Origin of the sequence: Pseudomonas granadensis, from assembly GCF_900105485.1 — a bacterium.
In the GTDB taxonomy this organism is placed as follows: Bacteria; Pseudomonadota; Gammaproteobacteria; order Pseudomonadales; family Pseudomonadaceae; genus Aquipseudomonas; species Aquipseudomonas granadensis.
The window spans coordinates 5,242,361-5,267,428 of record NZ_LT629778.1 but is presented as its reverse complement, the minus strand read 5'-3'; the positions used below and the strand labels follow the sequence as shown (position 1 = coordinate 5,267,428).

The 25,068-nt window shown below is 60.2% G+C and carries 23 protein-coding genes; 16 read left to right on the top strand and 7 right to left on the bottom strand.

Going from position 1 to position 25,068, the window contains the following annotated elements; genetic code table 11:
- Positions 1-101 precede the first annotated feature (101 nt).
- Positions 102-1,478 (bottom strand): glutamine synthetase family protein, encoded by a 1,377-nt coding sequence (locus BLU52_RS23510; protein WP_016772657.1) that lies wholly within the window; start codon positions 1,476-1,478, stop codon positions 102-104.
- 278 nt (positions 1,479-1,756) lie between these two features.
- Between BLU52_RS23510 and BLU52_RS26735 the strand changes: the two genes are divergently transcribed.
- The 8 genes from BLU52_RS26735 (at position 1,757) to BLU52_RS23475 (ending at position 10,564) form a co-directional block, all read left to right on the top strand.
- The gene (locus BLU52_RS26735) at positions 1,757-2,113 is read left to right on the top strand and encodes a glutamine amidotransferase (RefSeq protein WP_157720717.1); all 357 of its coding nucleotides are present in this window, start codon (positions 1,757-1,759) and stop codon (positions 2,111-2,113) included.
- 93 nt (positions 2,114-2,206) lie between these two features.
- Positions 2,207-3,565 carry a glutamine synthetase family protein gene (locus tag BLU52_RS23505; protein WP_090287295.1) on the top strand — a complete coding sequence of 453 codons (1,359 nt, stop codon included), beginning with the start codon at positions 2,207-2,209 and terminating at the stop codon, positions 3,563-3,565.
- Between the two features lie 56 nt (positions 3,566-3,621).
- Positions 3,622-4,986 carry an aspartate aminotransferase family protein gene (locus BLU52_RS23500; RefSeq protein WP_090287293.1) on the top strand — a complete coding sequence of 455 codons (1,365 nt, stop codon included), beginning with the start codon at positions 3,622-3,624 and terminating at the stop codon, positions 4,984-4,986.
- Between the two features lie 171 nt (positions 4,987-5,157).
- Complete coding sequence (locus BLU52_RS23495) at positions 5,158-6,270, top strand: polyamine ABC transporter substrate-binding protein (protein ID WP_090287291.1); 1,113 nt, start codon at positions 5,158-5,160, stop codon at positions 6,268-6,270.
- Positions 6,271-6,456: 186 nt separating this feature from the next.
- Positions 6,457-7,554, top strand: coding sequence for a polyamine ABC transporter substrate-binding protein (locus BLU52_RS23490; RefSeq protein ID WP_090287290.1), 1,098 nt, complete (start codon positions 6,457-6,459; stop codon positions 7,552-7,554).
- A gap of 63 nt (positions 7,555-7,617) precedes the next feature.
- Complete coding sequence (locus tag BLU52_RS23485) at positions 7,618-8,760, top strand: ABC transporter ATP-binding protein (RefSeq protein WP_090287288.1); 1,143 nt, start codon at positions 7,618-7,620, stop codon at positions 8,758-8,760.
- 35 nt (positions 8,761-8,795) lie between these two features.
- Positions 8,796-9,677 carry an ABC transporter permease subunit gene (locus BLU52_RS23480; RefSeq protein WP_172833310.1) on the top strand — a complete coding sequence of 294 codons (882 nt, stop codon included), beginning with the start codon at positions 8,796-8,798 and terminating at the stop codon, positions 9,675-9,677.
- Positions 9,674-10,564 (top strand): ABC transporter permease subunit, encoded by an 891-nt coding sequence (locus tag BLU52_RS23475; RefSeq protein ID WP_090287284.1) that lies wholly within the window; start codon positions 9,674-9,676, stop codon positions 10,562-10,564. The genes BLU52_RS23480 and BLU52_RS23475 overlap by 4 nt, the downstream gene beginning before the upstream one ends.
- Positions 10,565-10,704: 140 nt before the next feature.
- On the opposite strand, the gene BLU52_RS23470 is transcribed toward BLU52_RS23475, so the two are convergent.
- On the bottom strand, positions 10,705-11,346 hold the full coding sequence (locus tag BLU52_RS23470) for an HD domain-containing protein (RefSeq protein ID WP_090287282.1): 642 nt from the start codon (positions 11,344-11,346) through the stop codon (positions 10,705-10,707).
- 153 nt (positions 11,347-11,499) lie between these two features.
- Between BLU52_RS23470 and BLU52_RS23465 the strand changes: the two genes are divergently transcribed.
- Positions 11,500-12,465 carry a GlxA family transcriptional regulator gene (locus BLU52_RS23465; protein ID WP_090287280.1) on the top strand — a complete coding sequence of 322 codons (966 nt, stop codon included), beginning with the start codon at positions 11,500-11,502 and terminating at the stop codon, positions 12,463-12,465.
- A 201-nt stretch (positions 12,466-12,666) separates the two neighbouring features.
- Here BLU52_RS23465 and BLU52_RS23460 read toward each other — a convergent pair whose 3' ends face one another.
- Entirely contained in the window at positions 12,667-15,075 is a 2,409-nt protein-coding gene (locus BLU52_RS23460) for a penicillin acylase family protein (protein WP_090287278.1), read from the bottom strand.
- Positions 15,076-15,178: 103 nt separating this feature from the next.
- Positions 15,179-15,757: a DUF6436 domain-containing protein gene (locus BLU52_RS23455; RefSeq protein ID WP_090287276.1), complete on the bottom strand. Its 579-nt coding sequence runs from the start codon at positions 15,755-15,757 to the stop codon at positions 15,179-15,181.
- A gap of 98 nt (positions 15,758-15,855) precedes the next feature.
- Between BLU52_RS23455 and BLU52_RS23450 the strand changes: the two genes are divergently transcribed.
- Complete coding sequence (locus BLU52_RS23450) at positions 15,856-16,803, top strand: phospholipase BipL (protein WP_090287274.1); 948 nt, start codon at positions 15,856-15,858, stop codon at positions 16,801-16,803.
- Positions 16,804-16,907: 104 nt separating this feature from the next.
- Here BLU52_RS23450 and BLU52_RS23445 read toward each other — a convergent pair whose 3' ends face one another.
- On the bottom strand, positions 16,908-17,639 hold the full coding sequence (locus tag BLU52_RS23445; protein WP_090287272.1) for a DUF2059 domain-containing protein: 732 nt from the start codon (positions 17,637-17,639) through the stop codon (positions 16,908-16,910).
- 108 nt (positions 17,640-17,747) lie between these two features.
- On the opposite strand from BLU52_RS23445, the gene BLU52_RS23440 reads away from it, so the two are divergent.
- Positions 17,748-18,380 (top strand): 2OG-Fe(II) oxygenase, encoded by a 633-nt coding sequence (locus BLU52_RS23440; protein ID WP_090287270.1) that lies wholly within the window; start codon positions 17,748-17,750, stop codon positions 18,378-18,380.
- 1 nt (position 18,381) lies between these two features.
- Positions 18,382-18,867: a DUF523 domain-containing protein gene (locus BLU52_RS23435; RefSeq protein WP_090287268.1), complete on the top strand. Its 486-nt coding sequence runs from the start codon at positions 18,382-18,384 to the stop codon at positions 18,865-18,867.
- 211 nt (positions 18,868-19,078) lie between these two features.
- Here BLU52_RS23435 and BLU52_RS23430 read toward each other — a convergent pair whose 3' ends face one another.
- On the bottom strand, positions 19,079-19,642 hold the full coding sequence (locus BLU52_RS23430) for a transporter substrate-binding domain-containing protein (RefSeq protein ID WP_090287266.1): 564 nt from the start codon (positions 19,640-19,642) through the stop codon (positions 19,079-19,081).
- Between the two features lie 135 nt (positions 19,643-19,777).
- Between BLU52_RS23430 and BLU52_RS23425 the strand changes: the two genes are divergently transcribed.
- Positions 19,778-20,203, top strand: coding sequence for a DUF4399 domain-containing protein (locus BLU52_RS23425; RefSeq protein WP_090287264.1), 426 nt, complete (start codon positions 19,778-19,780; stop codon positions 20,201-20,203).
- Positions 20,204-20,322: 119 nt separating this feature from the next.
- Here the strand turns inward: BLU52_RS23425 and serA are convergent, their stop codons facing one another.
- A complete protein-coding gene (gene serA, locus BLU52_RS23420; protein ID WP_090287262.1) occupies positions 20,323-21,552 on the bottom strand; it encodes a phosphoglycerate dehydrogenase in 1,230 nt (409 codons plus the stop codon).
- A gap of 205 nt (positions 21,553-21,757) precedes the next feature.
- Here serA and BLU52_RS23410 point away from each other — a divergent pair, with 205 nt between their 5' ends.
- From BLU52_RS23410 to BLU52_RS23400, 3 genes are all read left to right on the top strand, one after another.
- The gene (locus BLU52_RS23410; protein ID WP_090287260.1) at positions 21,758-23,152 is read left to right on the top strand and encodes an FAD-binding oxidoreductase; all 1,395 of its coding nucleotides are present in this window, start codon (positions 21,758-21,760) and stop codon (positions 23,150-23,152) included.
- Between the two features lie 41 nt (positions 23,153-23,193).
- Positions 23,194-23,859 carry a fumarylacetoacetate hydrolase family protein gene (locus BLU52_RS23405; RefSeq protein WP_090287258.1) on the top strand — a complete coding sequence of 222 codons (666 nt, stop codon included), beginning with the start codon at positions 23,194-23,196 and terminating at the stop codon, positions 23,857-23,859.
- A gap of 265 nt (positions 23,860-24,124) precedes the next feature.
- Complete coding sequence (locus BLU52_RS23400; RefSeq protein WP_090287256.1) at positions 24,125-25,048, top strand: SdiA-regulated domain-containing protein; 924 nt, start codon at positions 24,125-24,127, stop codon at positions 25,046-25,048.
- Positions 25,049-25,068: the final 20 nt, after the last annotated feature.

The following is a 25,068-nucleotide window of genomic DNA, read 5'->3' as shown; positions in this document are numbered from 1 at the left end:
TGCGACGTCTCGACTTGTCAGCGATCCGCCGCAGGCGGCCATAAAAAAACGCCGTTGGCTGCGACAGCCAACGGCGTTCTTATGGACGCTACAACCGCTTATTACACAGTATGCAGATACCAGTTGTACTCAAGGTCGGAGATGGAGTGTTCGAACTCCTCCAGCTCGCTTTCCTTGCAGGCGACGAAGATATCGATGTACTTCGGATCGATGTACTTGGCCATCACCTCGCTGTCGTCCAGCTCGCGCAGGGCGTCACGCAAGTTGTTCGGCAGGCTTTGCTCGTTCTGCTCGTAGCTGTTGCCTTCGACAGGCGCGCCCGGCTCGATCTTGTTGACCAGACCGTGATGCACACCGGCCAGCACCGAAGCCATCAGCAGGTACGGGTTGGCGTCGGCACCGGCGACGCGGTGTTCGATACGTACGGCATCGGCAGAGCCGGTCGGTACGCGAATCGCCACGGTGCGGTTGTCCAGCCCCCAGCACGGCGAGTTCGGTACGTAGAACTGCGCGCCGAAACGGCGGTACGAGTTGACGTTCGGGCAGAGGAACGCCATCTGCGCGGGCAGGGTCTCGAGCACACCGCCGATCGCGTGACGCAGCGCGGCGTTCTGCTCGGGATCCTCGCTGGCAAAAATGTTCTTGCCGGCCTTGTCCAGAATCGAAATGTGCACGTGCAGACCATTGCCTGCCTGGCCTGGGTACGGCTTGGCCATGAAAGTGGTGTCCATTTCATGGTCGTAGGCGATGTTCTTGATCAGACGCTTGAGCAGGACCGCGTAATCGCACGCCTTGATCGGGTCGGCGACGTGGTGCAGGTTCACTTCGAACTGCGCCGGGGCACTTTCCTTGACGATCGCATCGGCCGGGATGCCTTGCTCTTTGGCACCTTCCAGAATGTCCTGGAGGCAGTCGACGTATTCGTCGAGGTCGTCGATCAGGTAGACCTGCGTCGAGTGCGGACGTTTGCCGGAGATTGGCGAGCGTGGCGGTTGTGGACGGCCGTTCACGTTTTCCTGGTCGATCAGGTAGAACTCGAGTTCGAACGCGGCGCAGATGGTCAGGCCCAGTTCGTCGAACTTGGTCACCACCTGGCGCAGCACTTCACGCGGGTCGGCGAAGAACGGGTCGCCTTCGAGTTCGTGCATGGTCATCAGCAGTTGCGCGGTCGGGCGCTTCTGCCATGGCTCGTTGCACAGGGTATCGGGGATCGGATAGCAGATACGATCGGCGTCGCCGATGTCCAGGCCCAGGCCGGTGCTTTCCACCGTCGAACCATTGATATCCAGAGCAAATAGAGAGGCCGGCAGGTTGATGCCTTTCTCGTAAACCTTGTGGAGGCTGGTGCGTTCGATGCGCTTGCCGCGCACCACACCATTCATATCCGCAATCAGAAGGTCAACGTACAGAACCTCAGGATGTTCCTTAAGGAACGCGTTCGCTTCGTTAAGCTGAACGGCACGCGGGGGTACCGACATGATGCAACACCTTTGTTGTTAAAAATATCAATCATTGATCTTTTATGGTTTCAGTCAACCCGAACAGCCTGCCGAAGTCAAGCGAGGCCTTTTTTGCCCTAAAAAAGCGCCGTGAGGGCATTTATGGGGCATTTCGGGGCGTTTTTGCGTCCTGCATGTGTCGGGCACCCGCAGGCTTGAGCAGGCCGTGTTGTATTTTTTACGGGGGTGTTGTGTAAAAAAATGAACAAGGCTAAGCTCCGATCAAACCCATAACAGCAATAATACCGGGGTGCTTCATGTCTCGCCTGCCGTTAATCGGCGTCACCGACTGCTCGCAACAGTCCGGTCTGCATGCTTATCACATCAGTGGCGATCCATCCGTCCGCAGCGCGGCCAGCGAGGTTCGCGGCTTGCCTGCACTGCTCTGCGCAGCGACTCGGTCAACGGCAGCGTCCGATATTCTGGACGCAGACGACAGCATCCTGTTTATGGCGTCTCCTTTCAATATAGATCGCTTTCATCGTCACAGCCTGTGCCGCTTCCCCAGCCGTGCTCACGATTCTGCACGCCTTGAATGTGCACAGGAAATGCAACGCCAGCGTAAAGGGCAGGTAAGCTCCTCGTTCATTGTCTATGCGCGGTGCCAGGCGTAAGCCGGCACTGCGCGAGCAAGCCCCCTTTAACGCGACGCTCTCAGCGTCAAACTTGCCTGACATCGCGTCAGGAGACTCAGCCCAGAGGCATTTATGAGTACCAACCTCGACCAGCTCACCGATTGGTTGAAAGACCGCAAGATCACAGAAGTCGAATGCATGATCGCCGACTTGACCGGCATTACCCGCGGCAAGATTTCCCCGACCAACAAGTTCATCGCCGAAAAAGGCATGCGTCTGCCGGAAAGTGTTTTGTTGCAGACCGTGACCGGCGACTACGTCGAAGACGACATCTATTACGAACTGCTCGACCCGGCCGACATCGACATGATCTGCCGCCCCGACCAGAACGCCGTGTACCTGGTGCCGTGGGCCATCGAGCCGACCGCGCAGGTGATCCACGATACTTATGACAAGCAAGGCAACCCGATCGAGCTGTCGCCGCGCAACGTCCTCAAGAAAGTTCTCAAGCTGTATGCCGACAAGGGCTGGCAGCCGATCGTTGCTCCGGAGATGGAGTTCTACCTGACCAAGCGCAGTGACGACCCTGACTATCCGTTGCAGCCACCGATTGGTCGCTCCGGTCGCCCGGAAATCGGTCGTCAATCGTTCTCCATCGAAGCGGCCAACGAATTCGATCCGCTGTTCGAAGACGTCTACGACTGGTGCGAATTGCAGGAACTGGACCTCGACACGCTGATCCACGAAGACGGCACGGCGCAGATGGAAATCAACTTCCGTCACGGTGACGCACTGTCGCTGGCCGACCAGATCCTGGTGTTCAAACGCACCATGCGCGAAGCCGCGCTCAAGCACGACGTGGCTGCGACCTTCATGGCCAAACCGATGACCGGCGAGCCGGGCAGTGCCATGCACTTGCACCAGAGCATCATCGACATCCACACCGGCAAGAACGTCTTCTCCCATGAAGACGGGACCATGAGCCAGTTGTTCCTGCACCACATCGGTGGCCTGCAGAAACTGATTCCGGAACTGCTGCCGCTGTTCGCCCCCAACGTCAACTCGTTCCGCCGCTTCCTGCCGGACACTTCGGCGCCGGTGAACGTGGAGTGGGGCGAAGAAAACCGCACCGTCGGCCTGCGCGTACCGGATGCCGGCCCGCAGAACCGCCGCGTGGAAAACCGTCTGCCGGGCGCCGACGCCAACCCGTACCTGGCGATCGCCGCGAGCCTGCTCTGCGGTTACATCGGCATGGTCGAAGGGCTCAACCCGAGCGCGCCCGTGGTGGGCCGCGGCTACGAGCGCCGCAACCTGCGCCTGCCGCTGACCATCGAAGACGCGCTGGAACGCATGGAAAACAGCAAGACCGTCGAGAAATACCTCGGCAAGACTTTCATCACAGGCTACGTCGCGGTCAAGCGGGCCGAGCATGAAAACTTCAAGCGCGTGATCAGTTCCTGGGAGCGTGAGTACCTGCTCTTCGCCGTCTGATACGCCGGGCGCGTCGCTCAGGCGGCGCGCCTTCACCGATAACAAGGAGAATTGGCATGACCAGCAACAACCCGCAAACCCGCGAGTGGCAAGCACTCAGCAGTGATCACCACCTGGCCCCGTTCAGCGACTTCAAGCAACTGAAAGAGAAGGGCCCGAGGATCATCACCCATGCCAAGGGCGTTTACCTGTGGGACAGCGAAGGCAACAAGATCCTCGACGGCATGGCCGGGCTCTGGTGCGTGGCGATCGGTTACGGTCGCGATGAACTGGCCGACGCTGCCGCCAAACAGATGCGCGAACTGCCGTACTACAACCTGTTCTTCCAGACTGCACACCCGCCGGCATTGCAACTGGCCAAGGCGATTGCCGACGTTGCACCGGAAGGCATGAACCATGTGTTCTTCACCGGTTCCGGCTCCGAAGGCAACGACACCATGCTGCGCATGGTTCGCCATTACTGGGCGATCAAGGGTCAGCCGAACAAGAAAGTCATCATCAGCCGCAAGAACGGTTACCACGGTTCGACTGTGGCCGGCGCGAGCCTCGGCGGCATGACCTACATGCACGAACAGGGCGACTTGCCCATCCCGGGCATCGAGCACATCGCGCAGCCGTACTGGTTTGCCGAAGGCGGCGACATGACGCCGGAAGAGTTCGGCGTCTGGGCGGCCAATCAGCTGGAAGAGAAGATTCTCGAAGTCGGCGTCGACAACGTCGGTGCCTTTATTGCCGAGCCGATCCAGGGCGCCGGTGGCGTGATCATTCCGCCCGACACCTACTGGCCACGCATCAAGGAAATCCTCGCCAAATACGACATCCTGTTTGTGGCGGACGAAGTGATCTGCGGCTTCGGTCGCACCGGTGAGTGGTTCGGTAGCGATTTCTACGACCTCAAACCCGACATGATGACCATCGCCAAAGGCCTGACCTCCGGCTACATCCCGATGGGGGGCCTGATCGTTCGTGACAGTGTGGTGGCGGTGCTCAACGAAGGCGGCGATTTCAACCACGGCTTTACCTATTCCGGGCATCCGGTGGCAGCCGCGGTGGGCCTGGAAAACATCCGCATTCTGCGCGATGAAAAAATTATCGAGAACGCCCACAACGAAACGGCACCGTATTTGCAGAAACGTCTGCGCGAGCTGAACGATCATCCGTTGGTGGGTGAAGTTCGCGGCGTCGGTCTGCTGGGAGCGATCGAGCTGGTGCAGGACAAGGCCACGCGCAAGCGTTACGAAGGTAAGGGCGTGGGCATGATCTGCCGGCAGTTCTGCTTCGATAACGGCCTGATCATGCGCGCCGTGGGTGACACGATGATCATCGCGCCGCCGCTGGTGATCAGCAAAGCCGAGATTGACGAGCTGGTTACAAAGGCACGCAAGTGTCTGGACCTGACCCTCGGTGCGCTGCAGGGCTAAGTGCTAGGCTTTGAGCGAGCGGGTTGCGGCTTGCTCGGTCAAAGCTGTCAGAAAGGCCGGTCTTTCCTTGAAAGACCGCCTCGGATCTTGCCAGACTAGCCGCGGTTCCAGTTGTCCGGGTTCGGCCGCTGAACAATGTGGTTCAAAAAAGAAAAATTTGGAGCATGACGCATGAAGGCATTAGGTAAAAAGCTTGCTGGCAAGACACTTCTCGCGCTGTCCGTGGCGGGCATGATGGCGGGTGCGGTTCACGCGGACGACAAAGTGCTGCACGTTTACAACTGGTCCGATTACATCGCGCCGGACACCGTGGCCAACTTCGAAAAAGCCACCGGGATCAAAGTCGTCTACGACGTCTTCGACAGTAACGAAACCCTGGAAGCCAAGCTGTTGGCCGGCAAGTCCGGTTACGACATCGTGGTGCCTTCCAACAACTTCCTCGCCAAGCAGATCAAGGCCGGCGTTTACCAGGAGCTGGACAAGTCCAAACTGCCGAACTGGAAAAACCTCGACGAAGACCTGCTCAAGGCCGTTGGCGACGCCAGCGACCAAGGCAACAAACACGCTTTCCCGTACATGTGGGGCTCGATCGGCATCGGCTACAACCCGGCCAAGGTCAAGGCTGCGCTGGGCATCGACAAGATCGATTCGTGGGACGTGGTGTTCAAGCCTGAAAACATCGAGAAACTCAAAAGCTGCGGCGTGAGCTTCCTCGACGCCCCGACCGAGATGATTCCGGCCGCGCTGCACTACCTGGGCAAGCCGACCAACAGCAAGGACAAGGCTGACCTGAAAGCCGCCGAAGACCTGTTCCTGAAGATTCGTCCGTCGGTTGCCTACTTCCACTCCTCCAAGTACATCTCGGATCTGGCCAACGGCAACATCTGCGTCGCCGTCGGTTACTCGGGTGATCTGGAGCAGTCCAAGACCCGCGCCCAGGAAGCCGGTGACAAGGTCAAACTGGCCTACACCATTCCAAAAGAAGGCGCCGGTACGTTCTACGACATGGTCGCCATTCCCAAGGATGCCGAAAACGTCGAAGCCGCCTACAAGTTCATGAACTACCTGCTCGAGCCGCAAGTGATGGCCGGCATCACCAACGCCGTGCGTTTCCCGAACGGCAACAAGGCGGCCACGCCACTGGTGGACAAGGACATCACCAGCGATCCGAGCATCTACCCGTCGGCTGAAGTGAAGAAACAGCTCTACGCGATCAGTGACCTGGACGCGGCTACGCTGCGCCTGATCACCCGCAGCTGGACCAAAATCAAATCGGGTAAATAAGCCGGTTTGTCGCAGCAACCGCTGGCCGTCGTTTCCGCGATGGCGGCCAGCGGAGCAATTAAATGACAGAAAGTTTTGCTGGATCGGTTTTTCGAGGGTAAGTTGCGCGCCGGTTTTGTTGTCGGGCAGCCATGGCTGTCATGCAGCGCGGGCAACTTGGGCCCAATCCATTTAGAGGACCTCCACTTGCCTGTATTTTCTTCTTTGCGCAAAGCCCTGCTGGCCGCTGCCGGCCTGACCCTGGCTGTCGGAGCCCAGGCCGCCGGTACGGTGCATATTTATAACTGGTCCGATTACATCGGCGAATCGACCCTGGCCGACTTCGAGAAAGAGACCGGGATCAAACCGGTCTACGACGTCTTCGACTCCAACGAAACCCTGGAAGGCAAACTCCTCGCCGGGCGTACCGGCTACGACGTGGTCGTGCCGTCGAACCACTTCCTCGGCAAGCAGATCAAGGCCGGCGCGTTCCAGAAACTCGACAAGGCGCAACTGCCGAACTATTCCAATCTCGATCCGGTACTGCTCAAGCGTCTGGAGCAGAACGATCCGGGTAACCTGTATGCCGTGCCTTACCTGTGGGGCACCAACGGCATCGGTTACAACGTCGACAAGGTCAAGGCTGTGCTGGGCATCGACAAGATCGATTCCTGGGCCGTTCTGTTCGAGCCGGAAAACATCAAGAAGCTGCACAGCTGCGGCGTCGCGTTCCTCGATTCGGCCGATGAAATGATGCCGACGATGCTCAATTACCTGGGCCTGAACGCCAACAGCACCAACACCAAGGACTACGAAAAAGCCACCGCGAAGCTGCTCGCGGTGCGTCCTTACGTGACCTATTTCCACTCCTCCAAGTACATCGGCGATCTGGCCAACGGCGACATCTGCGTGGCGATCGGTTTCTCCGGCGACATCTTCCAGGCGAAGAACCGTGCCGAGGAAGCCAAAAAAGGCGTGAACATCGCCTACTCGATTCCGAAAGAGGGCGGTGCGCTGTGGTTCGACATGCTGGCGATTCCCAAGGACTCGTCCAACGTCAAGGAAGCCCACGCCTTCATCAACTATTTGCTGAAACCTGAGGTGATCGCCCAGGTCAGTGATTACGTCGGTTACGCCAACCCCAACCCGGGTTCGGACAAGCTGATGGAACAATCCATCCGCACCGACGAAGCGGTTTACCCGCCGCAAGCAGTCCTCGACAAGACCTACGTGTCGACCGAGTTGCCAGCCAATATTCAGCGTTTGATGACCCGCAGCTGGACCAAGGTCAAGTCGGGCAAATAACGCACAAACTATCCAGTGTTCGTCTTGCGTGGCGAACCGCTGCTTCTGTTGGGAGTTTCGTAAATGGCAGTTGCCTCCGGCGCCTACAAGAAAGCCCTCGAGGGCGACCAGACACCAAAACAGGTGCTGGTCAAGATCGACCGGGTCACGAAGAAGTTCGACGAGACGATTGCCGTGGACGACGTGTCCCTGGAAATCAAGAAAGGCGAGATCTTCGCCCTGCTCGGCGGTTCGGGATCGGGCAAATCCACCCTGCTGCGCATGCTCGCAGGGTTTGAACGGCCCACGGAGGGGCGCATTTTCCTCGACGGCGTCGACATCACCGACATGCCGCCGTATGAACGCCCGATCAACATGATGTTCCAGTCGTACGCCTTGTTCCCGCACATGACCGTGGCGCAGAACATCGCCTTCGGCCTGCAGCAGGACAAGATTCCCAAGGCCGAGATCGAAGCCCGTGTGGCCGAGATGCTCAAGCTGGTGCAGATGAGCCAGTACGCCAAGCGCAAGCCGCATCAGCTGTCCGGCGGCCAGCGTCAGCGCGTGGCACTGGCGCGCTCCTTGGCCAAACGGCCGAAACTGCTGCTGCTCGATGAGCCGATGGGCGCTCTGGACAAGAAACTGCGTTCGCAGATGCAGCTGGAACTGGTGGAAATCATCGAGCGTGTCGGCGTGACCTGCGTAATGGTGACCCACGACCAGGAAGAGGCCATGACCATGGCCGAGCGCATCGCGATCATGCACCTGGGCTGGATCGCGCAGATCGGCAGCCCGATCGACATCTACGAAACCCCGACCAGCCGTCTGGTCTGCGAATTCATCGGCAACGTCAACATCTTCGAAGGCGAAGTGATCGACGACGCCGAGGGCCACGCGACCATCACCTGCAAGGACCTCGACCGGCAGATCTACGTCGGCCACGGCATCAGCACCTCGGTGCAGGACAAGTCGGTGACCTACGCGATTCGTCCGGAGAAGCTGCTGGTGACCGCCGAGATGCCGACCTGCGAGTACAACTGGTCGAGCGGCAAAGTCCACGACATCGCGTATCTGGGGGGTCACTCGGTGTTCTACGTCGAGTTGCCGAGCGGCAAGCTGGTGCAGTCGTTCGTCGCTAACGCGGAGCGCCGCGGCGCACGTCCGACCTGGGGCGATCAGGTCTACGTGTGGTGGGAAGACGACAGCGGCGTGGTACTTCGCTCATGAACATGCGCAAATTCAAACGCCGCATCAATCGAATAATCCCCAATGGCCGGCAACTGGTCATTGGCGTGCCGTTCATCTGGCTGTTCCTGTTCTTCATGCTGCCGTTCTTCATCGTCCTGAAGATCAGTTTTGCCGAAGCCGATGTGGCGATCCCGCCGTACACCGAGATCTATACGTTTGCCGAGCAGAAGCTGCAATTGCTGCTGAACCTGGGCAACTACGCGTTGCTGGGGGACGACGAGTTGTACATCGCCGCCTACCTCGGCTCGCTGAAGATGGCCTTCATCAGCACGTTGCTGTGCCTGCTGATCGGCTATCCGATGGCCTACGCCATCGCCAGTGCGCGCAAAGAGCTGCAAACGGTGCTGGTGCTGCTGATCATGATGCCGACCTGGACGGCGATCCTGATCCGTGTCTACGCGTGGATGGGCATTCTCAGCAACAACGGCCTGCTCAACGGCTTCCTGATGAGCATGGGCCTGATCGACGAGCCGCTGCAGATCCTCAACACCAACCTGGCGGTGTACATCGGCGTGGTTTACTCGTACCTGCCGTTCATGATTCTGCCGCTGTACGCCAACCTGGTGAAGCACGACAACAGTCTGCTCGAAGCGGCATCGGACCTCGGTTCGAGCACCTTCAACAGCTTCTGGAAAATCACCATTCCGCTGTCCAAGAACGGCATCATTGCCGGCTGCATGCTGGTGTTCATTCCGGTGGTCGGTGAGTTCGTCATCCCGGAACTGCTCGGCGGTCCGGAAACCCTGATGATCGGTAAAGTGCTCTGGCAGGAATTCTTCAACAACCGTGACTGGCCGGTGGCGTCCGCTCTGGCGGTGGTGATGCTGGCGATCCTGATCGTGCCGATCATCCTGTTCAACCGCAGTCAGGCCAAGGAAATGGAGGGTAAAGAATGAAACGCTTCCGTTTCTCGAGCCTGATGCTGGTGCTGGGTCTGATCTTCATCTATCTGCCGATGCTGATCCTGGTGATCTACTCGTTCAACGCTTCCAAACTGGTCACGGTGTGGGGCGGCTGGTCGGTGAAGTGGTACGTCGGCCTGCTCGATAACTCGCAACTGATGGGCTCGGTGCTGCGCTCGCTGGAAATTGCCTGCTACACGGCGGTGGCAGCGGTGGCACTGGGTACGCTGGCGGCCTTCGTGCTGACCCGCATCACCCACTTCAAGGGCCGCACGCTGTTCGGCGGCCTGGTGACGGCGCCGCTGGTCATGCCGGAAGTGATCACCGGTCTGTCGCTGTTGCTGCTGTTCGTGGCCATGGCGCAGATGATCGGCTGGCCACAGGAACGCGGCATCGTCACTATCTGGATCGCTCACACCACGTTTTGTGCGGCGTATGTGGCGGTGGTGGTGTCGGCGCGTCTGCGTGAGCTGGACCTGTCGATCGAGGAGGCGGCGATGGACCTCGGCGCGCGGCCGTGGAAGGTGTTCTTCCTGATCACCATCCCGATGATCGCACCGTCGCTGGCAGCGGGCGGGATGATGTCGTTCGCCCTGTCGCTGGATGATCTGGTGTTGGCGAGCTTCGTCTCCGGGCCGGGTTCGACGACCCTGCCGATGGAAGTGTTCTCGGCGGTGCGTCTGGGCGTGAAGCCGGAAATCAATGCCGTGGCCAGCCTGATTCTGCTGGCGGTGTCGCTGGTGACCTTCCTCGTCTGGTTCTTCAGCCGCCGTGCCGAAGAAGCGCGCAAGAAAGCCATCCAGCAAGCCATCGAAGAAAGCGCAGCCGATTCATGGAAGCAACCGGACGCGCGCCGCGCACCGAGTCCGGAAGCGGCGTAAGCAATACCGGGTTGGCGCCTTTCCAAAGGCCAACCCGAATCCCTGTGTAGGAGTGAGCCTGCTCGCGATAGCGGTGTGTCAGTGAAGAGATACTCGGCTTACAGACCGCTATCGCGAGCAGGCTCACTCCTACAGGGGATTTATGCAGTCCAGGGAGACCGGCGGATGACCTCGACGAAGTTCAGCGGTTTGAACCCCGGCTCCTGATCCTTCAGCACATCGGTCTTCACATTCCCAAACGTTGTCTGCGGACGGTGACGCAAGCCATCGGCAAACGCGCAGATGATGCATTCCTTGAAGCCTTCACCGCGTGGATGCGCATGCACCACCGCTTCTCGCTGCACGCTGCTGAACGCCGCGTAATCCATGCCCAGCACATCCATTTCCACCCCGGCAGTGACCAGCGCCACGGTCGGACGCAGATGTTTCGGCACGCCCGGTGTCGTGTGCAGCGCAATCGACAACCACACCTGCTCGATATCGTCGTCGCTCAGTCCGTAAGGCTTGAGAAACGCTGCGGCGGCATTGGCGCCATCCACTTCGAAACGTTCTTCATCGCTGCGATGACCTTCGACCAGACCGAGGTCGTGGAACATCGCGCCGACGTACAACAGCTCCGGGTTGTAGGCCAGTTGCCGGCGCTCGCCGCTCAGCGCGCCGAACAGAAACACCCGGCGTGAGTGGTGATAGAGCAGGTCGGATTCGATGTCGCGAATGTACTCGGTGGTGGCCCGGGCGAAGGCGCTGTCGGGGATCCTGATGCCGGCGATGCTGGTGCTCATATCGGTTGCCTCATCGAAAACGCCGTTGTGGCGCTGGTGAGGAAAGTCTGCTCCTGGCGCTAAAGACCAACAATCGAGGCGTGGCTGCGATCCTTGCCAATCAACCTGCAAATCGTGCCAACTCGGCAAACAGACCCAGCGGAGCTTCACAGCATGAGCAAATCCGTCGCCATCGTGGTGTTTCCCGGCGTGCAGTCGCTGGACGTCAGCGGTCCCATGGACGTGTTTGCCGAGGCCAATCGGTTCCTCGCTCCGCAGGATCACTATCGGCTGGAAGTGATCGGCATCGAGCGCGGGCCGATGGCCTGTTCCAACGGCCTGAACGTGAATGCGCATCGGCATTTCAGCGAAGCGCTCGAGCCCTATGACCTGTTCTTGGTCGCGGGTGGGCCGCAGTTGCCGTTCATGGATTTCGGCAGCGCATTCGATGGCTGGCTGCGTGAGGCCTGCGCGCGGGCGCAGCGCTTTGGTTCGATCTGCAATGGTGCGTTCATGCTGGCGCGGGCGGGGCTGCTGGACGGGCGCACGGTGACTACTCACTGGAACGATGCCGAGGCCTTGGCGCAGTTGTGCCCGACCACGCAAGTCGAGGCTGATCGTTTGTATGTCCAGGATGGCCCGCTCTACACCTCGGCCGGGGTCACGGCGGGGATCGATCTGTCGTTGTATCTGCTGGCGCGGGATCACGGCGCCGAGGTGGCGCTCAGCGTGGCCAAGCGGCTGGTGGTGTTCACCCAGCGTTCCGGTGGGCAATCGCAGTTCAGCCCGTTCCTCACTCCGCACGCCGAGCCGACGTCAGCGGTAGCGATGGTGCAGTTGTATGTGCTGGCCAATCTCACCGGCGATCTGACGATTGCCGATCTGGCCAATGCGGCGAACATGAGTGCGCGCAATTTTTCCCGGGTGTTTGCTCGGGAAGCGAAAGTCACGCCGGCAGAGTTCGTTGAGCGCGCGCGGGTGGATGCGGCGCGGGTGATGCTGGAAAGCACCGCAGCGCCGCTGAAGACCGTGGCCTATCAGTGCGGGTTTCGCGATGCGCAACATATGCGCAGCGTGTTCAATCGGCGGCTGGGGGTGACGCCGCAGCAGTTTCGGATGAATTTTGCGCTGGATGTTTGATGTGGGCTTGAGCTCGAAAGCCCTCACCCCAGCCCTCTCCCAGGGGGAGAGGGAGCCGATTGGCGGATATTGAAAATGTACGCCGACGTGAAAGGCTCATGCTGAATCCATAATCGACACCGCGCTAACAGGGCGATGTATAACGCCAGACACTTCGGTCGGTCCCCTCTCCCTCTGGGAGAGGGCTAGGGTGAGGGGCTTTTAACGTACTCGCGCCGGCAACAACTTCAAGGTACTGCGCGTATTCGCCGTCACTTCTTCCTCGCTGAAATGCGCCTGCACATAAATCCCTTCGACATACGCCTCGGCCTGATCATCGTAGTGACTGTCGAACGGCACGCCGCTCTGCCCCACCGGGTTGATCGTCAGCCCGTGCGCCGGATCAGCGAAATCCACCAGTCGCCGCGTTGATGGCCCATACGTAACGGGCCACGGCGCCGGGCCGATCTTCGCTGAAAGATTGTTCGGCACTTCATGGCTGCCCGGCGCCGCGAACGGCCCGACGTTGAACAGGCGATCCAGCGGTTTTTGCTGGCCCAGTGGATGGCCATGGGTCAGGGTATGCGCCGCGCCCCATTGCCACGCCGCCACATCGTCGCCAAGGGTCAGCTTCAGATGGTGCAGGCTCGCCTGCCATGCTGCGCGGACGATATCGGCGCGAGTCTCTTTCGCGGGCGTGCTGCGGTTATCCCACCACGGCGAATCGGCATTCGCCGCCAGCCTCGGCAGCGCTGCATCGATCACCCGCGTCGACAGCAGCGTGTCGAAAAACTCGTTGCCTAACTCATCGCGCATCGCCGCATCGGCCAGGTCGTACAGGAACTGGTTGAACAGCGTCGCACTGACCGAATCCAGCGGATAGTCGCCGGACCACTGCGCCAGTTGCTCGACCCGTTTCAGCTGCGCGGGATCGCTCACCACCTCGCGCAACACCGGCAGCAGCGGTGCGAGCAGGCGCGGGCCGTAGCCGGTCGCGGTGCCCAGTTGCAGCTTCTGATTGGCTTCGTTGCTCCACTTCAGATGTTTGTCGCTGAGCTGACGATTGAGCTGCTGGCCGCGATCGGCAAGGTTGTAGTAACCGGGAATCGGCATGCCGGTCGGCGACACGGGCTGAAAGTTCGCCGAGACGATATAGCCGCGCGACGGGTTCTCTTCCTGCGGGTTGGCGCTGAACGGGTAGTAGCCGTCCTTGTCCGCCTGATTTGTGCTGCCGTCGAGAATGAATTCCGGCCTGACCCCGGCGGGCCGCTTCGGTAGCAACGCCGAGGCCCACCAGGCGATGTCGCCCTTGGCATTGGCGTAAACCAGATTCAGCCCCGGCGCCTGGACTTTCGCGGCGGCGGCACGGGCCTTGGCCAGGGTGTCAGCGCGGTTGAGCTGATAGAAGCCTTCCAGGATCGGGTTCGGCGTTTCGAGAAACGCCCACCACATGGCGATCGGGGTTTTGCCCGCCGCCGCACCCAATGCGTCGTTGACGATCGGGCCGTGGGGCGATTGGCGCAGGGTGAGGGTCACCGGTGCCTGGCCCTTCACCTTGATCTGCTGTTCAGTGACGAGCAGGTCGGTCCACTGGCCGCGATACCAGATCTGATTGGGGTTGTCCGGATTGACCTTCTCGGCGATCAGGTCCAGATCGTCGTTCTGGAACATGGTCAGGCTCCAGCCGAAATCCATGTTGTGGCCGAGGAACGCGAACGGCACCAGCGCCTGATGATGACCGTACAGCTCGAAACCCGGCGCCGACAGCTGCGCCTCGTACCACACCGACGGCACCGAGAAACGGATGTGCGGATCGCCGGCCAGCAACGGCTTGCCGCTCTGGCTGCGACTGCCGGCGATGACCCAGGCGTTGCTGCCTTCGAACTGCGGCAGGCCGTTGTCGATCAGCGCCTGCTCACTGAGGCGGGCGAGGGCGTTGAGGTCTTTCCAGTCACTGGCGGCGAGGGCGGGCGCCGCGTGGTTGTGATCGTTGACGAGGACGCCTTTGCCTTGCCAGTCGAGGTCGAACACGTTGAGGTAATCGGCGCCGAGTTGATCACGGACGAAAGTCAGCAACGGCTCGGTGCGAAACGCCGCGGCGAAGCTGTAAGCCATGTAACCGGCGACGCTAATGCTGTCTTCGGCAGTGAACGGCCGCTTGGGGATGCCCAGCACGTCGAATTCGATTGGCGCAGCGTGGCTGTCCTGATATTGGTTGATGCCATCCAGATAGGCTTGCAGGCCCTTCCACGCCGGTGATTGCTTATCCAGACTGGCGACGTAACTGGCGGCGCGCTCGCGAATGCGCAGGCTGCGAAACAGTTTGTCGGTGTCGAGCAGTTTCGGCCCAAGCACCTCGGCCAGCTCGCCACGGGCGAGACGGCGCATGGCTTCCATCTGGAACAGCCGGTCCTGGGCATGCACGTAGCCGAGTGCACGATAAAGGTCGGTTTCGTTCTCGGCGCGAATGTGCGGCACACCGCGCTCGTCGTAGCGCACGGTCACCGAGCCCTGCAGATCGCGCAGCTCGACCTGGCCCTGACGCGTCGGTTGTTTGCTGTAGACATACCAGCCCAGCGCGCCGAGCAGGGCGACAATAAGCAAAGCGAGAAGGGTGAACACGCGCTTCATGGTGACTCCTTGTGCAGGCGGGAATGGCCGCCCGTCGGGCTGCAAACAATTAGCACAGAGCCTCTATGCCGTGCAGCGCAATCCTTGAAATGTCCGGAATGCCTTACTTCGCCTCCACCGGCCATGGGCAATAACAACCCACCGCCAGCGTATGCGTGGCATTGACCGGTCGATCTTCCGTCAGGGCATGCAAAATCGGTTCGATGAAGCTGTTGCTGGAATTGCAGGTCAGGCCTTCGCTGTACGGTCCAAAGTAGGCCAGTTTGCCGCTGCGGTCCCAAATGGCCACGGCGGGGCTGGCGGGAATTTGTTCAGAACCCGGCAGGACGGCGATGGTTTTCAGGCTGGCGAGGGTCACCGGCAACTGGCCGTGGCTGCCGGGTTTCTGCACCGCAAAGAATTCCACACCGCGGGCGCCGAACTGCTCGACCATCTCGCTCAGGTGTTGCTGATTGCCGACGTTGCACGGGCAGGCGGGGTCCCAGAAATGCACGAGGCGGATATTGCCCGGCCCGGCCAGGTCATCCGGCAGGCGCAGCGGATCGCCGGAAAACACCGCCGTGTGCTCGCTGAATGCGCGCAGATATCGGACCTGAAACCAGTCATACGCGGCCCACAGCACGCCGGCGCAGATCAGCGCGAGCAGGCTGGCGAACAGTGCGGTGCGGTAGGGCGAACGCATGGATTTGGTTCCTCAGAGGCCGGCTAGCTTGCCATGCTTGCCGCGACAGATGAATATCGCAGGCCGATAAAGTCCGTTTACCGCTTTGGAACGTCCGCATGCCTGATGCCTTCGACCCCGATCAAATCCGCGCGAGCCTCAAGCCTCTGGCCGAGTGGCAGCCGCTGTCGGACGAGGCGAAGGCGTATCAGCGCTTCTACCAGACCGATTTTCCCGAACGCGATGTCTGGCGCGGCATGGGCCGTTTCGAAGTCGATGGCTATGAACTGGTCAGCCATTGCTGGTGGCCGGAGAAGGTCAAGGCGACGCTGTTCCTGCTGCACGGTTACTACGATCACACCGGGCTCTATCGGCATGTGATCGAGTGGGCGCTGGATCAGGACTTTGCCGTGATTGCCTGCGACTTGCCGGGGCATGGCCTGTCGAGCGGGCCACGGGCGAGCATTCGCGATTTCGCGGAATATCAGCACATGCTCCAGGCGTTGTTTGCCGAAGCGCAGTCGATCGCGCTGCCGCAGCCGTGGCACTTGTGCGGGCAAAGCACTGGCGGGGCGATCGTAGTCGATCATCTGCTCAATCATGGCGAGGGCAGCCCGGCGCAGGGCCAGGTGATTCTGCTGGCACCGCTGGTGCGGCCGCGGGCGTGGGGATGGTCGCAGCTGAGCTATTACCTGCTCAGGCCCTTTGTTCGCGGCGTTGCGCGGCGCTTCAGCGAGAACTCCAATGACCCGGATTTCCTGCCGTTCCTGCAGGCCGATCCGTTGCAGCCGCGGCGCTTGCCGACCCAATGGGTGGGTGCGTTGTCACGCTGGATCATTCGCGTCGAGCACGCAAAAAAAAGCCCGCGACGGCCGCTGATCATTCAGGGGCAGGCGGACATGACGGTGGACTGGCAGCACAACCTGCAAGTGTTGAAATGGAAATTCGATCGACCGCAGATTTTGCTGTTACCCGAGGCGCGGCATCATCTGGCGAATGAGACGGCTGATATGCGCGAGGAGTATTTCGAGTTTTTGAGCAAGCGGATCAGGGGCCGGAATCAGTAGCGTTAGTGAGGGCCCTATCGCGAGCAGGCTCACTCCTACATTTGGAGTGCGTACCCCTGTAGGAGTGAGCCTGCTCGCGATAGCGGTCTAAGAGACGATGAAGATCATTGTCCGACCGCAAGCCCTGCGCGAATCGCCGCCAGCGCCGCCTGATAGTAGGCCTTGCCCTCAGTCGACTCGGCAAACGTCGCAAACTCTTCCAGCTCTTCATCCGACAGGTCGCGATAGACGTACAGCAGCGTGTTGTTCAGATCCGCGCCAATCTGATCCATCAAACGCTGGCGCTGGCCGTTGAGCATGCCCTGCGCCTGACCGCCACCCAGCAGCCCCGGAATCATCGAACTGAGACTGTCCGCCGCGACGCCGGCGATCGCCAGGCTGACTTCGGCCCCGGCTTCACGCGCTGGCAAGGCCTGGGCAAGGTGGCCGATGATCAGTTGGCGGTTGTCGCTGGCCTGCATCTTCGGCAGGCCCTTGGCGTTTTTCGCCAGTTGATCGCGGCGGGTCGCGAGCAGTTCGGCGGCGACGATTTTCTTGCCCAGCGGCGACTGGAAGAAGGTCAGCGCCGGTTTCGGGTCGGCGAGTTTCTGCCGCAATTGCGCCTCGGCGCGTTGATCCACGGCCTGTGGGGCAAAACGCTGGTTGCTGTTATTGACCAGAGCCTGGAACACCGCCGGCGGCAGGCTGTTCTGATAGCGCTGCTGGGCGGCACTCAGGGCGTCATTGAAATGCGCACGTTGATCTGGCCAGCCGGCGATCTTGTACAACTGGTCGTAGCCGTCCGCCCAGGCGGGCAACACACAGAACATCAACAGTGAAAAAAGCAAACGGCGCATAGGGACTCCTGTCAGCAGCGGACTATTCTCCGTGCGGTGCCGTTACTTGTCGAGAATTCGTATCAAGCCGCTGCATGGCTCTGTCGGATTTGTTGCCGCAGGCATACTATGCGCGCCATGCCAATATCCTCTGAACACCCACTGCTGTTACGCATTGTCGACGACCTCGCCGAGCACGGCTGGTCGCAGCAGAACATTTTCCTGCCCGCCGGTCTGACCGGCGAACTGGCGGCCGAGTGCCGCAAACGTGAAGCCGAGGGTGAGCTGGCGCCGGCGGCGGTCGGACGCGGGCCGTTTTCAGAGATTCGCGAGGGGATTCGCGGCGACCATATCCAATGGATCGACCCGGGCCAGGCCGAGGCCAGCGACCGCTATCTGAACCTGATGGAGAGCCTGCGTGAAGCGCTCAATCGCGGTTTGTTCCTCGGTCTAGAAGATTTCGAATGCCACTTCGCCCTGTATCCGCCCGGCGCGTTTTATCGTCGGCATGTCGACCGTTTTCGCGACGATGACAAGCGCATGGTCTCGGTGGTGGTCTACCTCAACGATGGCTGGCTGCCGGAGGATGGCGGCCAACTGCGCATGTACCTGAATGAAGACCGCGTGCATGACGTGCAGCCTACCGGCGGCTGTCTGGTGGTGTTTCTCTCTGGCGAAGTGCCGCATGAAGTGCTGCCGGCCAACCGCGAGCGGCTGTCGCTGACCGGTTGGTTTCGCCGTCGTGGCAACGAGCCGTTCTGACATGCACAGGATTCTGGTCAGCCGCTGCCTGTTGGGCCATCGCGTGCGTTACGACGGTGGCGCCAGCGGGCCGTTTGATCTGCTCGAGCAGTGGATTGCCGAAGGGCGAGTGGTGCCGTTGTGTCCCGAGGTCGCAGGCGGACTGCCAACGCCACGGGCGGCGGCGGAGATTCCGGGCGGGCAGGGTGGTGAAGTGCTGGACGGCACGGCGGTGGTGATCACCACCGAGGGTGAGGATGTCAGTGCGCAGTTTCTCGACGGTGCGCGGCAGGCGCTGGCATTGGTGCAACAGCATGGGATTCGGGTGGCGGTGCTCAAGGCCAACAGTCCTTCTTGCGGGAATCTGCTGACGTACGACGGGACGTTCAGTGGCGTGAAGGTCAGTGGTGAGGGGGTGACGGCGGCGTTGCTCAAGCGTCATGGGGTGCAGGTGTTCAGCGAGCTGGAGTTGCCGCAGGCGGCGTTGGCCCTGGCTGCTTTGGACTGATCCGGAATCGTTTACCCTCACCCCAGCCCTCCCGAAGCGTCGGACCGCCCGGAGGGAGAGGGGGCCGACCGTGTTGTCTTGCATGCTGCATCGATCTGAAATACCGAGTCGATTATGGATTCGGCAAAGTCGTTTCAGGTCGGCGTCTTGCTAAAGCATCCCCCATTCAGTCCCCTCTCCCTTTGGGAGAGGGCTAGGGTGAGGGGGGCTCTTACGGTTTCAGCCACTTCTCGGACAACGCCGCCAAACGCCCATCCGCCTTGATCCGCTCCAGCGCACTTTGCAGACTGGCCTGAAACGCCGGATTGCCCTTCTGAAACGGAATCGCCAGCTCCACCGGTTCAAGCGCTTTCGGCTGCTCTGCGTTCAACGCTTGCACCAGCACCATCGGCCGCGGCGTCTCGTCCTTCTTCGCCAGCAACTGCCCGTCGACCTTGCCGTACGGCGCGCTGAAGTCGAAACGATCCTTGAGTTCGGGTGTCAGTGCTATGTGATTCAGCGCGACGTCGTACTTGCCGCTCTCGACGCCCTGGAGCAGATCGCCCTCGTCGGTGACGATGAAGTCGGCGCGCACATCCAGCTCTTTGGCGAGAAGTTGCCCAAGCTCGACCTCGAACCCCGTCAGGGTGTCGCCTTCCTTGTAATTGAAGGGCGGTGTATTAGCCTCAAGGGCTATGCGCAGCTCGCCACGGTCGTTGACGTCATCAATCAGTTCGGCGTGAGCCAGCGGGCTCAGAAGGGGTAGCAGGCAGATCAGGCCAGGCAGAAAACGCATGGTCACTCCTTTGAAATCATTATCGCGATGCTCTGATTCAGGCTCGCTTTGCTATGGTTGTCGAGTGCCTTCGACAACGAATGGTCATGAAGTTGTCATGATCGTGCGGATTTTACGGAAAAACTGGAGAAGAAAATGAAAAGCTTTATGTCACGTGCAGCGTTGGCCGGTGTGCTGATGGGTGTTTCGGTGCTGGCCAGTGCGGCGACGCCGGCGCCCAAGGATGCTGAAGTGTTCATCGTTTCTCCCGAAGACGGGGCCACGGTTTCCCAGGAGTTCAAGGTCAAGTTCGGCGTCAAGAACATCGCGTTGGCACCCGCAGGGGACGTCACCAGGAACACCGGCCACCACCATCTGCTGATCGACGTCGACGGCCTGCCGGCCGAAGGCGCGCCGATTCCGACGGATGCTCACCACATGCATTTCGGCAAGGCGCAGACCGAAGCCACGATCAAACTGGCCCCTGGCAAGCACACCTTGCAACTGATCCTCGGCGACAGCGGCCACATGCCGTTCGACCCGTCGATCGTTTCCGAAAAAATCACCGTCAATGTGAAATAAAAAAGGGAGCCCTGCGGGGCTCCCTTTTTTATCGCTGCAAGCTTCAAGCTAGGAGCTTCAAGTAAAAGCAAAAGCGCTTTTCCCTTGCCGCTTGAAGCTAATAGCTTGCCGCTGCTTTTTTAGAAAAGAACACGGCTACGGATAGTACCGTTGACGTGTTGCAGCTTTTCTTGCGCCAGCTCCGAGTATTCGGCGTCGACGTCGATCACCACGTAGCCAACCTTCTCGTTGGTCTGCAGGAACTGACCGGAGATGTTGATGCCGTTTTCCGCGAAGACCTTGTTGATCTCGCTCATCACACCCGGGATGTTCTCGTGGATGTGCAGCAGGCGGTGCTTGCCAGGGTGAGCCGGCAGGGCCACTTCCGGGAAGTTGACCGACGATACCGATGTACCGTTGTCGCTGTACTTGACCAGTTTTTCCGCCACTTCCAGACCGATGTTGGCTTGCGCTTCGGCGGTCGAGCCACCGATGTGCGGGGTCAGGATCACGTTGTCGAGGCCACGCAGCGGGCTTTCGAACTCTTCGTCGTTGGAACGCGGTTCAACCGGGAACACGTCGATGGCCGCGCCGATCAGGTGCTTGTCCTTGATCGCTGCCGCCAGGTGGTCCAGCTCGACCACGGTGCCGCGTGCGGCGTTGATCAGGATGCCGCCCTTCTTGATGGCACGGATTTCCTTCTCGCCGATCATCCACTGGGTCGCAGCGGTTTCCGGAACGTGCAGAGTGACGATGTCGGACATGCCCAGCAGCTCGTGCAGGTTGTTGACCTGCGTAGCGTTGCCCAGCGGCAGCTTGGTCACGGTGTCATAGAAGAACACCTGCATGCCCAGGCCTTCGGCCAGAACCGACAATTGCGTGCCGATCGAGCCGTAGCCGACGATGCCCAGCTTCTTGCCGCGGATCTCGAAGGAATTGGCCGCAGATTTGATCCAGCCGCCACGGTGGCAGGACGCGTTTTTCTCCGGGATGCCGCGCAGCAGCAGGATCGCTTCGGCCAGCACCAGCTCGGCTACCGAGCGGGTGTTGGAGTACGGCGCGTTGAACACGGCGATGCCGCGCTCGCGGGCTGCGCCCAGGTCAACCTGATTGGTGCCGATGCAGAAACAGCCGACCGCGACCAGCTTCTTCGCGTGATCGAAGATCTCTTCGGTCAGTTGCGTGCGCGAACGAATGCCGATGAAGTGAGCGTCAGCGATCTTTTCCTTGAGCTGGGCATCCGGCAGAGAACTGGTGTGGTACTCGATGCTGGTGTAGCCCGCCGCCTTAAGGACGTCGACAGCCGATTGGTGGACGCCTTCGAGAAGAAGGAACTTGATCTTGCTCTTATCGAGAGAAGTCTTGCTCATCTGCGTAAACCTGTATCCCGGAGAAAAATGGCAGGGAGGGAGCAGCCTGGAGCTGACCCGCACGGCAACAAAGCCGTCACCGCGGATCTGGCCTTGGGCACTGTCCTGCGGGGTCGGTATGCTAGCATAGCCACCCCGCTAAACACTCATTCCTGCGACGTGAAGCGTTCTCAGGATGACCATGAATTGTTCGAGAGTTCTGTCGATGACCAATCCTGCGCTGATTGATGAACTGAAGACCCTGGTCGAGCCTGGCAAGGTCCTGACCGACGCCGACTCCCTGAATGCTTACGGCAAGGATTGGACCAAGCACTTCGCTCCGGCGCCAAGTGCCATCGTGTTTCCCAAGACCATCGAGCAGGTGCAGGCCGTGGTGCGCTGGGCCAATACCCACAAGGTCGCGCTGGTGCCATCGGGCGGGCGCACCGGGTTGTCCGCCGCCGCAGTCGCGGCCAATGGCGAAGTGGTGGTCTCGTTCGATTACATGAATCAGATTCTCGATGTGAACCTCACGGACCGCACTGCCGTGTGTCAGCCGGGCGTGGTCACCGAGCATTTGCAAAACGTCGCCGAAGAAAACGGTCTCTACTACCCGGTCGACTTCGCTTCGGCAGGTTCCAGTCAGATTGGCGGCAACATCGGCACCAATGCCGGCGGGATCAAGGTGATTCGCTACGGCATGACCCGTAACTGGGTCGCCGGCATGAAAGTCGTCACCGGCAAGGGCGACGTGCTCGAACTGAACAAGGACCTGATCAAGAACGCCACCGGTTACGATCTGCGCCAGTTGTTCATCGGCGCCGAAGGCACCCTCGGTTTCGTCGTCGAAGCGACCATGCGTCTGGATCGCGCGCCGAAAAACCTCACGGCGATGGTCCTCGGCACTGCCGATTTCGATTCGATCATGCCGGTGCTTCACGCCTTCCAGGGCAAGCTCGACCTGACCGCGTTCGAATTCTTCTCCGACAAGGCCCTCGCCAAAGTCATGGGCCGCGGCGATGTGCCGGCGCCGTTCGACACCGACTGCCCGTTCTACGCCTTGCTCGAATTCGAGGCGACCACTGAAGAAGTAGCCAACAGCGCCCTGGAAACCTTCGAACACTGCGTCGAACAGGGCTGGGTTCTTGATGGTGTGATGAGCCAGAGCGACACCCAGCTGCACAACCTGTGGAAGCTGCGCGAGTACATCTCCGAAACCATCTCGCACTGGACACCGTACAAAAACGACATTTCAGTCACCGTTTCGAAAGTCCCGGCGTTCCTCAAGGAAATCGACGCGATCGTCGGTGAACACTACCCCGATTTCGAGATCGTCTGGTTCGGCCACATCGGCGACGGCAACCTGCACCTGAACATCCTCAAGCCGGATAACCTGAGCAAGGACGAGTTCTTCGCCAAGTGCGCCACGGTCAACAAGTGGGTGTTCGAAACCGTCGAGAAGTACAACGGTTCGATTTCCGCCGAGCACGGTGTCGGTATGACCAAGCGTGATTACCTGACCTACAGCCGTTCGCCGGTCGAGATCCAGTACATGAAAGCGGTCAAAGCGGTGTTCGACCCGAATGGCATCATGAACCCGGGCAAGATTTTCGCGGTTTGATCAGCAATCTCTGATGAATCAATGAAGGCAGGAGTCGGTAAATGAGTTATCAGCACCAGTATGTCGACGGCACGCGCATCCACTTCCCGATCGGGAAAGTCGTGTGCATTGGCCGTAATTACGCCGAGCACGCGAAGGAGCTGGACAACCCGGTCCCGACCGAGCCGCTGCTGTTCATCAAGCCGGGCAGTTGCGTGGTGCCGCTGGAAGGCGGTTTCAGCATTCCCACCGAGCGCGGTTCGGTGCACTACGAAGCGGAAATCGCCGTGCTGATCGGCAAGCCGCTGTCGACCAGACCGAGCCGTGAAGAAGTGCTCGATGCGATCTCCGGTTTTGCCCCGGCGCTGGACCTGACCCTGCGCGACAAGCAGGCGGAGCTCAAAGCCAAGGGCCTGCCGTGGGAGATTGCCAAGTCGTTTGACGGCGCAGCGGTACTGGCGCCGTTTGTGGTCGGCAGCACATTCCCTGACCTGACTGATATCGGCATTCGCCTGACCATCAACGACGAAGTGCGCCAGGACGGCAACAGCAGCGCCATGCTCAACCCGATCGTGCCGATGATCCAGCACATGGCCGGCTGCTTCTCGCTGCAGGCCGGTGACGTGATTCTCACCGGCACGCCAGTGGGCGTCGGCCCGCTGAACGTCGGCGACGACATCGTCCTCGAACTGGTGGGCGCGAGCCGCTTCGAGAGCAGCGTGCGCTAACCGCCACGCCGCAAAAACAACCTGTAGGAGTGAGCCTGCTCGCGATAGCGGTGTGTCAGTCGACTTATCTTTTGACTAACACACCGCTATCGCGAGCAGGCTCACTCCTACATTTGTTTTGTGTCGCTGCTGGCAAACCTGCACGGCAATCCCGCCATTTGCCGTTTTTTTCACATCCTGTACGGATAATTCCGCGCATTCTGGCGTCTGAGCCGGCCTCTTTGTGCTATTACCCATAGCCTGAATTTTCGGAACGCGTCCTTTGATGTCATCTCAAACTCAGCTCAAAACTCCCCGTCGCTCGCGTTTCGCCCTGCGCTGGTATGTCTGGTTGCTGCTCACGCTGGCCGCCGCTTATGCGCTGGCGTTCGCCATGCACTGGGATGATCGCGGCGTGCTCTGGGTGCTCGAGCGGTTTGAAAGCAAAGCCGAGCAGAAGGAGAGCATCTGGCTGCCGGATTACCACGTGGTGATCGATGCCAAGCCGCTGCCGGGCATGGAAAAGGACGAGGCCTCGGACCTTTCCTACAACCCGCAGAGCAAAACCCTGTTTTCGGTGATGGGCAAAAACCCGTTTCTGGTCGAGCTGAGCCTGCAAGGCGAGGCGCTGCGCAAGATGCCGCTGGTGGGCTGGAGCAATCCGGAAGGTCTGACCGTGATGGAAAACGGCTTGATGGCGATTGTCGATGAACGCCAGCACACGCTGTCGATCGTCAAGGTCGATGCCAACACTCGCGAACTGAACATTGCTGATTTCCCGAAATATGACCTCGGCCCTTCGAAAGACCAGAACAAGGCCTTCGAGGCGATTACCTGGGATGCACGCAACCAGCAATTGCTGCTGGGTGAGGAGCGGCCGCCGGCGCTGTTCACCTGGAAAAGCGATGGCAGCCAGACACTCAAGGGCGACAAACAAAAGCTGACCAGCGATGAATTGGATATCCGTAACCTCTCCGCGCTGGAGATCGATCCGCGCACCGGCCATCTGCTGGTGTTGTCGGCCGATTCGCATCTGCTGCTGGAGCTGGACGAGAACGGTGAGCAGGTTAGTTTCATGACCCTGCTCGGCAATTTCAATGGACTGAAAGACACCATCCCGCGCGCCGAAGGCGTGACCATGGACGAGGCCGGTACGCTGTATATCGTCAGCGAGCCAAACCTGTTCTATCGCTTCGAAAAGCAGCAATAACAGCCCTCGCTGCAATTTCG

Excerpts from the sequence above, each read along its gene's own strand:
- BLU52_RS23430 (WP_090287266.1), bottom strand. The coding sequence starts at position 19,642 with ATGCGTTTTCTGCCTGGCCTGATCTGCCTGCTACCCCTTCTGAGCCCG.
- BLU52_RS23400 (WP_090287256.1), top strand. The coding sequence starts at position 24,125 with ATGTCATCTCAAACTCAGCTCAAAACTCCCCGTCGCTCGCGTTTCGCC.
- BLU52_RS23425 (WP_090287264.1), top strand. The coding sequence starts at position 19,778 with ATGAAAAGCTTTATGTCACGTGCAGCGTTGGCCGGTGTGCTGATGGGT.
- BLU52_RS23510 (WP_016772657.1), bottom strand. The coding sequence starts at position 1,478 with ATGTCGGTACCCCCGCGTGCCGTTCAGCTTAACGAAGCGAACGCGTTC.
- BLU52_RS23440 (WP_090287270.1), top strand. The coding sequence starts at position 17,748 with ATGCGCGCCATGCCAATATCCTCTGAACACCCACTGCTGTTACGCATT.
- BLU52_RS23445 (WP_090287272.1), bottom strand. The coding sequence starts at position 17,639 with ATGCGCCGTTTGCTTTTTTCACTGTTGATGTTCTGTGTGTTGCCCGCC.
- BLU52_RS23495 (WP_090287291.1), top strand. The coding sequence starts at position 5,158 with ATGAAGGCATTAGGTAAAAAGCTTGCTGGCAAGACACTTCTCGCGCTG.
- BLU52_RS23450 (WP_090287274.1), top strand. The coding sequence starts at position 15,856 with ATGCCTGATGCCTTCGACCCCGATCAAATCCGCGCGAGCCTCAAGCCT.
- BLU52_RS23455 (WP_090287276.1), bottom strand. The coding sequence starts at position 15,757 with ATGCGTTCGCCCTACCGCACCGCACTGTTCGCCAGCCTGCTCGCGCTG.
- BLU52_RS23465 (WP_090287280.1), top strand. The coding sequence starts at position 11,500 with ATGAGCAAATCCGTCGCCATCGTGGTGTTTCCCGGCGTGCAGTCGCTG.
- BLU52_RS23485 (WP_090287288.1), top strand. The coding sequence starts at position 7,618 with ATGGCAGTTGCCTCCGGCGCCTACAAGAAAGCCCTCGAGGGCGACCAG.
- BLU52_RS23500 (WP_090287293.1), top strand. The coding sequence starts at position 3,622 with ATGACCAGCAACAACCCGCAAACCCGCGAGTGGCAAGCACTCAGCAGT.
- BLU52_RS26735 (WP_157720717.1), top strand. The coding sequence starts at position 1,757 with ATGTCTCGCCTGCCGTTAATCGGCGTCACCGACTGCTCGCAACAGTCC.
- BLU52_RS23410 (WP_090287260.1), top strand. The coding sequence starts at position 21,758 with ATGACCAATCCTGCGCTGATTGATGAACTGAAGACCCTGGTCGAGCCT.
- BLU52_RS23475 (WP_090287284.1), top strand. The coding sequence starts at position 9,674 with ATGAAACGCTTCCGTTTCTCGAGCCTGATGCTGGTGCTGGGTCTGATC.
- BLU52_RS23405 (WP_090287258.1), top strand. The coding sequence starts at position 23,194 with ATGAGTTATCAGCACCAGTATGTCGACGGCACGCGCATCCACTTCCCG.
- BLU52_RS23505 (WP_090287295.1), top strand. The coding sequence starts at position 2,207 with ATGAGTACCAACCTCGACCAGCTCACCGATTGGTTGAAAGACCGCAAG.
- BLU52_RS23470 (WP_090287282.1), bottom strand. The coding sequence starts at position 11,346 with ATGAGCACCAGCATCGCCGGCATCAGGATCCCCGACAGCGCCTTCGCC.
- BLU52_RS23435 (WP_090287268.1), top strand. The coding sequence starts at position 18,382 with ATGCACAGGATTCTGGTCAGCCGCTGCCTGTTGGGCCATCGCGTGCGT.
- serA (WP_090287262.1), bottom strand. The coding sequence starts at position 21,552 with ATGAGCAAGACTTCTCTCGATAAGAGCAAGATCAAGTTCCTTCTTCTC.
- BLU52_RS23460 (WP_090287278.1), bottom strand. The coding sequence starts at position 15,075 with ATGAAGCGCGTGTTCACCCTTCTCGCTTTGCTTATTGTCGCCCTGCTC.